Annotated in this window: 10 protein-coding genes; 6 read left to right on the top strand and 4 right to left on the bottom strand. The window is 59.2% G+C overall.

The genetic code is table 11. The features are described from left to right. The first annotated feature begins 135 nt into the window (after positions 1-135). From typA to DK391_RS18665, 6 genes are all read left to right on the top strand, one after another. A complete protein-coding gene (gene typA / locus DK391_RS18690) occupies positions 136-1,962 on the top strand; it encodes a translational GTPase TypA (protein WP_109479458.1) in 1,827 nt (608 codons plus the stop codon). A gap of 375 nt (positions 1,963-2,337) precedes the next feature. Next, positions 2,338-5,199 carry a 2-oxoglutarate dehydrogenase E1 component gene (locus DK391_RS18685; protein WP_109479457.1) on the top strand — a complete coding sequence of 954 codons (2,862 nt, stop codon included), beginning with the start codon at positions 2,338-2,340 and terminating at the stop codon, positions 5,197-5,199. Between the two features lie 143 nt (positions 5,200-5,342). Further along, positions 5,343-6,617, top strand: coding sequence for a 2-oxoglutarate dehydrogenase complex dihydrolipoyllysine-residue succinyltransferase (gene odhB / locus DK391_RS18680; protein ID WP_109479456.1), 1,275 nt, complete (start codon positions 5,343-5,345; stop codon positions 6,615-6,617). A gap of 135 nt (positions 6,618-6,752) precedes the next feature. Beyond that, the gene (gene lpdA / locus DK391_RS18675; RefSeq protein WP_109479455.1) at positions 6,753-8,183 is read left to right on the top strand and encodes a dihydrolipoyl dehydrogenase; all 1,431 of its coding nucleotides are present in this window, start codon (positions 6,753-6,755) and stop codon (positions 8,181-8,183) included. A 96-nt stretch (positions 8,184-8,279) separates the two neighbouring features. Then, positions 8,280-9,377, top strand: a complete 1,098-nt coding sequence (gene zapE / locus DK391_RS18670; protein WP_109479503.1) for a cell division protein ZapE — start codon at positions 8,280-8,282, stop codon at positions 9,375-9,377. Positions 9,378-9,537: 160 nt separating this feature from the next. Beyond that, entirely contained in the window at positions 9,538-9,909 is a 372-nt protein-coding gene (locus tag DK391_RS18665) for a transposase (RefSeq protein ID WP_162600854.1), read from the top strand. On the opposite strand, the gene DK391_RS18660 is transcribed toward DK391_RS18665, so the two are convergent. The 4 genes from DK391_RS18660 to DK391_RS18645 all read right to left on the bottom strand — a co-directional run bounded on the left by DK391_RS18660 (position 9,882) and on the right by DK391_RS18645 (position 12,718). After that, a complete protein-coding gene (locus DK391_RS18660) occupies positions 9,882-10,196 on the bottom strand; it encodes a hypothetical protein (protein ID WP_109479453.1) in 315 nt (104 codons plus the stop codon). The two genes, DK391_RS18665 and DK391_RS18660, sit on opposite strands and share 28 nt — an antisense overlap. Continuing rightward, the gene (locus tag DK391_RS18655; protein WP_162600853.1) at positions 10,193-10,612 is read right to left on the bottom strand and encodes a DUF6864 domain-containing function; all 420 of its coding nucleotides are present in this window, start codon (positions 10,610-10,612) and stop codon (positions 10,193-10,195) included. Before DK391_RS18655 ends, DK391_RS18660 begins: the two co-directional genes overlap by 4 nt. Before the next feature lie 309 nt (positions 10,613-10,921). Beyond that, complete coding sequence (locus DK391_RS18650; RefSeq protein ID WP_109479451.1) at positions 10,922-11,572, bottom strand: hypothetical protein; 651 nt, start codon at positions 11,570-11,572, stop codon at positions 10,922-10,924. An 87-nt stretch (positions 11,573-11,659) separates the two neighbouring features. After that, positions 11,660-12,718, bottom strand: a complete 1,059-nt coding sequence (locus DK391_RS18645; protein WP_109479450.1) for a RelA/SpoT domain-containing protein — start codon at positions 12,716-12,718, stop codon at positions 11,660-11,662. Between the last annotated feature and the right edge of the window lie 36 nt (positions 12,719-12,754).

The raw sequence follows: 12,754 nt of genomic DNA, 5'->3' as shown, positions 1-12,754 counted from the left end.
CGGTATCAGGGAATACCAGAAAAGCGTCACCCGTCCGTGCTATACTTATTGGTTCCCAAAAGTGCGCTTTGGGCTTGGCGAAGGTAGCTGGGCAGGTGGCGCACTCCACATGTATCCCAGCGTCTCCAGGTTCCTATGTCCCGCGCTCTCCGCAACATCGCCATCATCGCTCACGTCGACCACGGCAAGACCACGCTCGTCGACCAGCTGCTCCGCCAGTCCGGCACCTTCCGCGAAAACCAGCAGGTCGCTGAACGCGTGATGGACTCGAACGACATCGAAAAAGAGCGTGGCATTACCATTCTCGCCAAGAACTGCGCCGTGCAGTATGAAGGCACGCACATCAACATCGTCGACACCCCGGGCCACGCCGACTTCGGCGGTGAAGTAGAGCGCGTGCTGTCGATGGTCGACTCCGTGCTGCTGCTGGTCGACGCCGTCGAAGGCCCGATGCCGCAAACCCGCTTCGTGACGAAGAAGGCGCTCGCGCTGGGTCTGAAGCCGATCGTCGTGGTCAACAAGATCGACCGTCCGGGCGCGCGTATCGACTGGGTGATCAACCAGACGTTCGACCTGTTCGACAAGCTCGGCGCAACGGAAGACCAGCTCGATTTCCCGATCGTCTACGCATCGGGCCTGAACGGCTACGCCGGTCTCGATCCGAGCGTGCGCGAAGGCGACATGCGTCCGCTGTTCGAAGCGATTCTGGAACACGTGCCGGTTCGTCCGGCTGATCCGGACGGTCCGCTGCAGCTGCAGATCACGTCGCTCGACTATTCGACGTACGTTGGTCGTATCGGCGTAGGCCGTATCACGCGTGGCCGTATCAAGCCGGGTCAGCCGGTTGTGCTGCGGTTCGGTCCGGATGGTGAAACCCTGAACCGCAAGATCAACCAGGTGCTGTCGTTCGAAGGTCGGGAGCGCGTGCAGGTTGCCGAAGCTGAAGCCGGCGACATCGTGCTGATCAACGGTATCGAAGAAGTCGGTATCGGCGCGACGATCTGCGCGCCGGAAGCGCCCGAAGCGCTGCCGATGATCACCGTCGACGAACCGACGCTGACGATGAACTTCCTCGTCAACTCGTCGCCGCTGGCTGGCAAGGAAGGCAAGTTCGTGACGAGCCGCCAGATCCGCGACCGTCTGATGAAGGAGCTGAACCACAACGTCGCGCTGCGCGTGAAAGACACCGGCGACGAAACCGTGTTCGAAGTGTCGGGCCGCGGCGAACTGCACCTGACCATTCTTGTTGAGAACATGCGTCGTGAAGGCTACGAGCTGGCCGTGTCGCGTCCGCGCGTGGTGCTGCACGAAGTCGACGGCGTGAAGCACGAGCCGTACGAACTGCTGACGGTCGACGTCGAAGACGGTCACCAGGGCGGCGTGATGGAAGAACTCGGTCGCCGCAAGGGCGAAATGCTCGACATGGCGTCGGACGGCCGTGGCCGTACGCGTCTTGAGTACCGCATTCCCGCGCGTGGCCTGATCGGCTTCCAGGGCGAGTTCATGACGCTCACGCGCGGCACGGGTCTGATGAGCCACGTGTTCGACGAATACTTGCCGCTCAAGGAAGGTTCGCTCGGTGAGCGCCGCAATGGCGTGCTGATCTCGCAGGACGACGGCGCGGCCGTTGCCTACGCACTGTGGAAGCTGCAGGATCGCGGTCGCATGTTCGTGAAGCCGGGCGACGCGCTGTATGAAGGCATGATCATCGGCATTCACAGCCGTGACAACGACCTCGTCGTGAACCCGATCAAGGGCAAGCAGCTGACCAACGTGCGTGCATCGGGTACGGATGAAGCCGTGCGTCTGGTTCCGCCCGTCCAGATGTCGCTCGAATACGCAGTCGAATTCATCGACGACGACGAACTGGTCGAAGTCACGCCGCAAAGCATCCGTCTGCGCAAGCGCTATCTGAAGGAACACGAGCGTCGCCGCGCAAGCCGCGAAGCCGCTGTCGACTGATCGCGCGATGTCTTGCGAGAGTCTCAACAAAAAGCCGCCCTCGGGCGGCTTTTTGCATTGCGTCATTGCCGTTTCACGACGTTTTTGCGCGCTTCGCTGCAAGGCGCCCGATAAGCGCCTAAAGTAATCGTCCACGGTGCCGCAAACACTGTTGCGGCAAGCATAAAACTTGCCGCAAAGCCCCGTACCACGGGGTTTGCAATAGGGAACTGTCCTATGTCAACTATGGGTTATGTGATATGCTCCCGCGAGTGCAAGTTTTAGGTCCTTCCAAGCAAGACTTGATTATCGCAATCCGCTAAACGGTCAGGCCGTGTCGCGGAAGGTTCAGTAACCCGCTATTTCTCGAGAAGCTCGAAGAAAGGTGAGCGTAAAATGATGAAGCAATTCCAGTCGAACTCGTATCTGTTCGGCGGCAATGCTCCGTACGTAGAAGAGTTGTACGAAGCATATCTCGACAATCCGGCGTCAGTGCCCGAGACCTGGCGCAACTATTTCGACGCACTGCAGAACGTCCCTGCATCGGATGGCACCGCTGCCAACGACGTGGCTCACGGCCCGATCGTCGAATCGTTTGCTCAACGCGCAAAGGCCAATGCCTTCCTGCCGCGTTCGGGCGCAGGCGGTGAAGATCTCACCACCGCGCGCAAGCAGGTTTATGTGCAGTCCCTCATCGGCGCATATCGCTTCCTCGGCTCGCAATGGGCCAACCTCGATCCCCTGAAGCGCCGCGAACGTCCCGCTATCCCCGAACTTGAACCTGCGTTCTACGACTTCACCGAAGCCGACATGGACCAGACGTTCAACACGAACAACCTGTACTTCGGTTTCGAACAGGCTTCGCTGCGGGATATCGTCAAGGCGTTGCGCGACACGTACTGCGGCACCATCGGCGCCGAGTACATGTACCTCAGCGATCCGGAACAGAAGCGCTGGTGGAAAGAGAAACTCGAATCGATCCGTTCGACGCCGAACTTCTCGAACGACAAGAAGAAGCACATCCTGAACCGTCTGACGGCAGCAGAAGGCCTCGAGCGCTTCCTGCACACCAAGTACGTCGGTCAGAAGCGTTTCTCGCTGGAAGGCGGCGAAAGCTTTATCGCGTCGATGGACGAAGTCGTGCACCACGCAGGCAAGAGCGGCGTGCAGGAAATCGTCATCGGCATGGCGCACCGCGGCCGTCTGAACGTGCTGGTCAACACGCTGGGCAAGATGCCCGCTGACCTGTTCGCCGAATTCGAAGGCAAGCACGTCGACGATCTGCCCGCAGGCGACGTCAAGTATCACAAGGGCTTCTCGTCGGATGTCGCGACGGAAGGCGGCCCGGTTCACCTGTCGCTCGCGTTCAACCCGTCGCACCTCGAAATCGTCAACCCGGTGGTCGAAGGTTCGGCGAAGGCCCGTATGGACCGTCGCGGCGACGAGAACGGCTTGCAAGTGCTGCCGGTGCAGATCCACGGCGATGCCGCCTTCGCAGGCCAGGGCGTCGTGATGGAAACGCTGAACCTCGCGCAAACGCGTGGTTACGGCACGCACGGCACGCTGCACATCGTCATCAACAACCAGATCGGCTTCACGACGTCGGACCCGCGCGATGCGCGCTCGACGCTGTACTGCTCGGACGTGGTGAAGATGATCGAAGCGCCTGTGCTGCACGTGAATGGTGACGATCCGGAAGCGGTCGTGCTGGCTACGCAAATGGCCATCGACTTCCGCATGCAGTTCCACAAGGATGTCGTGATCGACATCATCTGCTTCCGCAAGCTGGGTCACAACGAGCAGGACACGCCGGCTGTCACGCAGCCGCTGATGTACAAGACGATCGCCAAGCACCCGGGCACGCGCGCGCTGTACGCTGAAAAGCTGGTGCAGCAAGGCGTCATCACGGCCGAAGAAGGCGACGAATTCATCAAGGCGTTCCGCAAGGCGATGGACGAAGGTCACCACACGGTCGACCCGGTTCTGTCGAACTACAAGAGCAAGTACGCAGTCGACTGGGTTCCGTTCCTGAACCGCAAGTGGACGGATTCGGCTGACACGGCAGTGCCGCTCGCCGAACTCAAGCGTCTGGCCGAGCGCGTCACGACGGTTCCCGAAGGCTTCAAGGTTCACCCGCTCGTCGAGCGCGTGATCAACGACCGCCGTGCAATGGGCCGTGGCGAAGCGCCGCTCGACTGGGGCATGGGCGAGCACCTGGCATTCGCATCGCTGGTGGCTTCGGGCTACGCCGTGCGTCTGACGGGTCAGGACTCGGGCCGTGGCACGTTCACGCACCGTCACGCTGTGCTGCACGATCAGAACCGCGAACGCTGGAACGACGGCACGTACGTGCCGCTGCAGAACATCGCTGAAGGTCAGGCGAAGTTCACGGTGATCGACTCGGTGCTGTCGGAAGAAGCCGTGCTCGGTTTCGAATACGGTTACTCGACGGCAGAGCCGAACACGTTCGTCGCGTGGGAAGCGCAGTTCGGCGACTTCGTGAACGGCGCGCAGGTCGTGATCGACCAGTTCATCTCGTCGGGCGAAGTGAAGTGGGGCCGCGTGTCGGGCCTGACGATGCTGCTGCCGCACGGCTACGAAGGTCAAGGTCCGGAGCACTCGTCGGCACGTATCGAGCGCTTCCTGCAGCTGTGTGCTGACCACAACATGCAGGTCGTTCAGCCGACCACGCCGGCGCAGATTTTCCACCTGCTGCGCCGCCAGATGATCCGCCTGTTCCGCAAGCCGCTCGTCGTCTTCACGCCGAAGTCGCTGCTGCGTCACAAGGAAGCCGTGTCGGATCTGTCGGAACTCGCGAAGGGCTCGTTCCAGCCGGTCATCGGCGAAGTGGACGATGCGATCGACGCGAAGAAGGTCAAGCGCGTGATCGTCTGCTCGGGCCGCGTGTATTACGACATCGTCGCGCATCGCCGCGAAGCGAAGGCGCAGGACGTCGCGATCGTGCGTATCGAACAGCTCTATCCGTTCGCGCACAAGCAGTTCGAAGCCGAACTGAAGAAGTACGACAACGCAACCGAAGGGGTGTGGGTGCAGGACGAGCCGCAGAATCAGGGCCCGTGGTTCTACATCGAACATCACCTGCGCGAAGGCATGAAGGAAGGACAGAAGCTGGCATACAGCGGCCGTCCGGCTTCGGCATCGCCCGCTGTCGGCTACTACGCGAAGCACTACGAGCAGCAGAAGGCGCTGATCGAAGGCGCGTTTGGCCGTCTGAAAGGCGCGTCCATCGTTAAATAACCACAGAGAGCGAACCGGGAAAGCGCTGAGCGCTTTCCCGCCCCGCGTCTGAACCATCCCATGTAAGCGCGTTTCAACGCGCAAATATCGGACGCGGCTCGCACAAGGTTCGTTGTCATCCGATACGTATTCAGAGAAATCAAATGGCTATTGTAGAAGTCAAGGTCCCCCAGCTGTCCGAGTCGGTTTCGGAAGCGACCATGCTGCAGTGGAAGAAGAAGCCCGGTGAGGCTGTCGCTCAAGACGAAATCCTGATCGAAATCGAAACCGACAAGGTCGTGCTCGAAGTGCCGGCACCGTCGGCTGGCGTGCTCGCGCAAGTCATCAAGAACGACGGTGACATCGTCGTCGCCGACGAAGTGATCGCCAAGATCGACACGGAAGGCAAGCCGGGTGCAGCGGCTGTCGAAGCCGAAGTCAAGCCCGCTCCGCAAGCTGAGCCGGCAGCCGCAGCCGCGCCGGCGCAAGCCGCCGCTGTGGCAGGTGCAAGCACCGTTGCTTCGCCCGCTGCAACGAAGATTCTGGCAGAAAAGGGCGTCGCTGCTGGCGACGTCGCCGGCACGGGCCGCGATGGCCGCGTGACGAAGCAGGACGCAGTTGCTGCTGGCGCACCGGCTGCCAAGGCTCCGGCTGCCGCGCCTGCGGCTGCACCGAAGGCTGCCAAGCCGTCGCTGCCGCAAGTGAGCGCACCGGCATCGGCTGATCAATGGCTGAAGGACCGTCCGGAACAACGCGTGCCGATGTCGCGTCTGCGTGCGCGTATCGCCGAGCGTCTGCTCGAGTCGCAGCAAACCAACGCCATCCTCACGACGTTCAACGAAGTGAACATGGCGCCGGTCATGGATCTGCGCAACAAGTACAAGGACCGGTTCGAGAAGGAACATGGCGTGAAGCTCGGCTTCATGTCGTTCTTCGTCAAGGCGGCTGTGCACGCGCTGAAGAAGTTCCCGCTGGTGAACGCGTCGATCGACGGTAACGACATCGTCTATCACGGCTACTTCGACATCGGTATCGCTGTCGGCTCGCCGCGCGGTCTGGTGGTGCCGATCCTGCGCAACGCCGACCAGATGAGCCTTGCGGACATCGAAAAGAAGATTGCTGAATTCGGCCAGAAGGCGAAGGACGGCAAGCTGTCGATCGAAGACATGACGGGCGGTACGTTCTCGATCTCGAACGGTGGTGTGTTCGGCTCGATGCTGTCGACGCCGATCATCAACCCGCCGCAGTCGGCCATTCTCGGCGTGCACGCCACGAAGGAACGCGCTGTGGTCGAAAACGGCCAGATCGTGATCCGCCCGATGAACTATCTGGCGCTGTCGTACGACCACCGTATCATCGACGGCCGCGAAGCGGTGCTGTCGCTGGTCGCGATGAAGGACGCGCTGGAAGATCCGGCCCGTCTGCTGCTCGACCTGTAATGCATCCCGCACGGCGGCTTGAAAGTTCAAGCCGCGGTCGCGATATATGCATCGGGTGTTTCTCGCATTTCCGCAGTATCTGAAGCCACGTGCGCCGCGAAGCGCGGCCGCGTCGGCTAGCCAAAAAGGATAGTCATGTCCAAAGAATTTGACGTCGTCGTGATCGGTGCCGGTCCCGGCGGCTATATCGCGGCCATTCGCGCTGCGCAGCTCGGCAAGACGGTTGCCTGTATCGAAAAGTGGAAGAACCCGGCCGGCGCGCTGAAGCTCGGCGGCACCTGCCTGAACGTCGGTTGCATTCCTTCGAAGGCGCTGCTCGCATCGTCGGAAGAGTTCGAGAACGCGCAACATCACCTCGCAGACCACGGCATCAGCGTGGAAAACGTGCAGGTCGATATCGCGAAGATGCTGGCCCGCAAGGAAGGCATCGTCGAGAAAATGACGAAGGGCATCGTGTTCCTGTTCCGCAAGAACAAGATCACGTGGCTCAAGGGCCACGGCAAGTTCACGGGCAAGACGGACGCCGGCGTGCAGATCGAAGTCTCGGGCGAAGGCGAAACGGAAGTGGTCCCGGCGAAGAACGTGATCATCGCGACGGGCTCGAAGGCACGTCACCTGCCGAACGTTCCTGTCGACAACAAGATCGTTGCGGACAACGAAGGCGCGCTGTCGTTCACCGAAGTGCCGAAGAAGCTCGCCGTGATCGGCGCCGGCGTGATCGGCCTGGAACTCGGCTCGGTGTGGCGCCGTCTGGGTGCCGAAGTGACGGTGCTGGAAGCGCTGCCCGAATTCCTCGGTGCCGCTGACCAGGCGCTCGCGAAGGAAGCCGCCAAGCAGTTCAAGAAGCAGGGCCTCGACATTCACGTCGGCGTGAAGGTCGGCGAAGTCAAGACGACCGACAACAGCGTGTCGATCTCGTACACGGACAAGGACGGCAACGCGCAGACGCTCGACGCCGACCGCCTGATCGTGTCGATCGGCCGCGTGCCGAACACGGATAACCTCGGCCTCGAAGCCATCGGCCTGAAGGCGAACGAGCGCGGTTTCATCGACGTCGACGACCACTGCGCGACGTCGGTGCCGAACGTGTACGCAATCGGCGACGTGGTGCGTGGCCCGATGCTCGCGCACAAGGCGGAAGACGAAGGCGTGCTGGTCGCGGAAGTGATCGACGGCCAGAAGCCGCACATCGATTACAACTGCGTGCCGTGGGTGATCTACACGGAACCGGAAATCGCGTGGGTCGGCAAGACGGAACAGCAACTCAAGGCGGAAGGCCGCGAAGTCAAGACGGGCCAGTTCCCGTTCATGGCCAACGGTCGCGCGCTCGGCATCAACAAGGCGGACGGTTTCGTCAAGATGATCGCCGACGCGAAGACGGACGAACTGCTCGGCGTGCACATCATCTCGGCGAATGCGTCGGATCTGATCGCCGAAGCGGTTGTCGCGATGGAGTTCAAGGCTGCGTCGGAAGACCTCGGCCGTATCTGCCATCCGCACCCGTCGCTGTCTGAAGTGATGCGTGAAGCGGCGCTCGCCGTCGACAAGCGCGCGCTGAACATGTAAGACGCATCTGCCCGAATCTGATTCGGGCTGAACGCGAAACACGACGAAGGCGGGTGGGTTGAATCCCTCCCGCCTTCTTCATTGCTGCCTCACGAAATTAACGTCACCGAATACTACGAACAGGAACTGCAGACACGGGGATATCAATCCGATCCGGCGCAACGCGCGGCCGTCGATCGTCTGCAGCGGTGCTATGAAGAATGGGCTGCGTACAAGGCGCGTCGTCCGAACGCCTTTATGAAGCTGATCATGCATCCGGATCTGCCTAAGGGCGTCTATATGTGGGGCGGCGTGGGGCGCGGAAAGAGCTTCCTGATGGACAGCTTTTACGCAGTCGTGCCGCTGGTGCGTAAGACGCGTCTGCATTTCCACGAGTTCATGCGGGAAGTGCATCGCGAACTCGAAGAACTGAAAGGGCAGGCCGATCCGCTCGACGAACTCGCGCGGCGCATCGCGAAACGTTACCGGCTGATCTGTTTCGACGAATTTCACGTGTCCGATATCGCGGACGCGATGATTCTGTATCGCTTGCTCGACCGGCTGTTTTCAAACGGCGTGCAGTTCGTGATGACGTCCAACTACGATCCCGATCTGCTGTATCCCGATGGTTTGCATCGCGACCGTCTGCTGCCCGCCATCGAACTGATCAAGAGCAAGCTCGACGTGATCAACGTCGATGCGGGTATCGATTATCGTCGCCGTACGCTGTCGCAGGTCGAGGTGTATCACACACCGCTCGGCGCGGCTTCGGACAAGGCGTTGCGCGACGCATTCGGCAGGCTCGCCGCCGTGCCCGACGAAAGCCCGCTGCTGCGTATCGAGAAGCGCGAACTGAAGGCGCTGCGCCGCGCCGACGGTGTAGTCTGGTTCGACTTCGCGACGCTATGCGGCGGCCCGCGCTCGCAGAACGATTATCTCGAACTGGCGAGCCGCTTCCACGCGGTGATTCTTTCCGGCATCCCGCAGATGACGCCTCGTATGCAGTCCGAAGCGCGGCGTTTCACGTGGTTGATCGACGTGTTCTACGATCACAAGGTCAAGCTGCTGATGTCGGCCGCCGTGCCGCCCGAGGAACTCTACACGGAAGGGCCGATGGCCAACGAGTTCACGCGTACGGTGTCGCGTATCGTCGAAATGCAGTCGCAGGAATATCTGGATACACCGCGACGTATCGTCGATACATCGCTGACCTGAACAACTTTCTGCTTGTGCGCGTGCTGGTTTGGGATAGGGCATTGCGCTCCGACCCTTACGGCAGCGGCCAGCAGTGCATTTTCAAGATTCGGACTGGTCTGATATTCGGTAGTGGAGGGACTCTATATCGTCGAAGTTACCTTTGATGAATGGAGATCCCATGACCCCCTATCGCGATATTACCGACGAAGAATGGCAGCGCGTCGCGCCGCTGTTGCCGGAACTGCGTCCACGTTCCGAATTGCGTGGCCGTCCGCTTGCCAATACCCGCTCCGTGCTCAACGGCGTGCTCTGGGTGATTTATAGCGGCGCCACCTGGTCCGCGATGCCGCGCAAATATCCGTCGTATCAAACCTGTCATCGCCGCTTCAAGGCGACTGCAATCGGTTTGGCCATTGTACAGCAGGGCCTTGCGGGTGATGAAAGGTGCATTATCGACCCGCGTTGGTACAGAATTGGTACGCTGCGCGGTTCCGCTAACAATGTCTTCAGCTCGCCTAGCCGTCAGCCCGAAGCTCGACCAAATACGTAGCCGAGCGATAGAGTAATGATCGGGATAAAAACAGCCCATACAGTTTTCACCGTTTCCACTGCGTCGCCGGTCCCCTTGTAGGCGGCGTAGCCGAACGCTAAAACGCTGAAGAATGTTGCAGCCGAAAAGCTCCATCCGACCGTGCGATAAACGATGGAGTTCTGGGCATTCTCGCCTGACCCGATCAGCTTTGTTAGTTCTCCGGCGACCGGTTCAAGTTTATCTGCCTTGACGTGGCGATTTGCCGTTTCGTCTGCCACAGGCGGCGCAATGTTTCCTTCGATCATGCAGGCTCTCCGAGCATGAACGTGTAATGAACAACTTTGCTGGCACTTGGGGAAAAGGACGTAACCACGAAGGTAAGAAAGAGTTCGCGGTTGACCAGCGTACCTAGTTTAACGGGTGACGATGAGCCTGTACCTAGTGAGCTATTAAAGTTGAACAATTCGATCACGAGCCTTGTTGGGCCTTCACTCCGGAAGTTGATCTTTTGCTCCGTACCCTCATTGATGAAGTTGAAGATGAAGACGAATTGAGCGATGTGTACTTCTAGGTTGTCGTTGTGGAAGGTAATAGCGGTTCCGGAGGCTATGATGTCCTTGCCAGAGGTGCGGAGGCGAACCGGCATTGGCGGTATGGCCGCGAGTGGCGCTGACGAACTCGCGGAAATCGGCGTACTTGGTGATTGTGGAGTGTCGCTCATCCGAGTAAATTCCAAACGCGAAAAGGTGTGTGCGGAATCATAGCAAACAACGTTTAAGTCGAATTTGCTTAAGACCGATGGCGTAAGCTAGGGAACTGAAACCATTCGGAAGCGGTCTGCTAGCCTAATGGCGAAACAGCCTTCGTAGCCATCAGCGCATCAACGAAGCTCTGAGCGTCCTTCCGATCTTTCACGTATACCTAAGCTAATGTGCGATTCAGTGAAGCACGGCTTCGCCGCGTACCAGTGCTTCTTCGCTCAGAGACGGTTCGACGGGTCTGCCTCGGCCATCGTACGACAGTAGACTCGTTACTTGCTGAGAGCTTGCGTCAAAAGAGTGCCGATCACGCCCAAAATGCCACCAAGAAACGCAGAAATGACCGCGACAAGGATGTCGTCGCGTTTACGCTGCCAGAAGGACTTTTGAGCGCTTCGACTCACGCCAAAGAAAAGCGTGTCCCGGCGCCCTTGCACCTTGAACAACCACACTGTCAAGCCAGCCGAGATAACGGCTAGGCCAACATAAGGGGCAGCAATCCAGCTTCCCAGATGGTGCTGCGCGTTGTATATCCCTACAAATGTAAGCGCCGTTGTCACCCCAACTGACCAAGGTTGCGCACGCAGCGGAGTTCGACGTTCGCAGTGGCGCAGGGCGTTGACGACGCGTTGAAACAGCGCAAGGCTGACATCATCTGAACCGAGGCAACGGATCGTGGCCGATTTGTAGCCACTGCTCGTCAGATCTATCGCAGGTTGCCGTCTACTGATGTCGATCTTGTCGTTGCCGTCCTCACCTAGGTAGCTAAATAGCTCTTCGACGGAGTCAAATTCGTAATCACCGCTTTCGAGCGTAGGCTTCTCGCCATTGACGGTCATCAGGTCGATAACCTCTTGAAGCTCTTCTTTATAAACCCGGCAAAAGCGTAGCTCGTGTTGTTGGACCTTTTCGACGCGTCTCATTTGTGTTATCGCGGCACTAAGATGCGGAATGATACTCTGACTTATCTTGCTGGACCTGTTTGCGGTAGGGAAGCTCCACCGAGCATGTTATTGCCGGGCGAGCACTTTCCGCATCTGCTTGATGAAGTGTTCCGTATCGCCAAAGTAGTTGGGATACGCGGTGCGGAGCGTCGCCATCGACTCAGCGGCCACTAGGACAGCGTCAAGCTTTTCTGATTTCAGCCGTTTCTCTTGCTCCGCATAATCGGAGGTCGCCCTATCGAACGCGTCTTTCGCATACCCCGTGATCTGGATTTGATTCTTGTCTGGCGAAAACACCATCAAATAGTAGTAGTAACGGGCCTCTGCGAGCGCACCTTCATCAACGTACGCTATGGCGTGCCGATAGTGATCAAGCCGGCGTAACACGTGAAGGCGGTCTTCCATATCGCATAGCTGTTCAAGCAACTCCTCTTGAGGCGCTGTTCCTTCCGGCACGGGCGTTCCTTCGCGATAAGCGAAAGCCCAGCTTGCAAGTTTGAAAAACGCCAGCACGTCCTGCTCACCCTCATTCGACTTCAACGCCTGACCAAGCATCATCCCAACCGTCTCCACGCCAGTAGCCCAAGCGTGCTGAAGCTTTGATCGCAGTTGTACCTCGATCAGATGGTTGTTGTATGTCGTTGCCCGATCACTTGTGTAACGGTAGACGAGATGAATCCCACGATAGCCTGTGTCCTGCGGACTGTCGATGTAATCCTTAATGTTCGTCTGGATGTGTCGTGCGCTGCTGTTTAGATAGACGTCCCGAAGCGCAAGAACTTGTGCCGGCGTCCCAACGATGGCCCGACAACCGCCGATGTCTTGCATTCGTGCAAGGCTCATTGACTTAAATCGCTGCAACTTTTTGGTGACCGATGGGACGCGCTTGAGGCGCTGAGTCACTACGGCACGTGGATCAATACGTCGCGCCCTATCGCGGAGAGTAACTTGGAAGGTGTTTAGTGGGAAGTGATGCGAAGCCCGCCAGTTATTGACTATGCCCATCGCGTCTGTCCACTGCTCCACGTCGTCCAGCGACACTTCCCCGAGCGCGTCCCATCGCACCAACTCCCTGCCTGCCGCATTAACCTGTTCACGACTGTAAAGTGGTCTAACCCAATCCATCCTGCGCTCCCGACCTGTTGTATTCAACGACTATAA

This window comes from Paraburkholderia sp. C35 (genome assembly GCF_003121405.1).
Taxonomy (GTDB): domain Bacteria; phylum Pseudomonadota; class Gammaproteobacteria; order Burkholderiales; family Burkholderiaceae; genus Paraburkholderia.
Note: the sequence above shows the minus strand (reverse complement) of the source record. Positions and strands in the feature narration are given on the sequence as shown.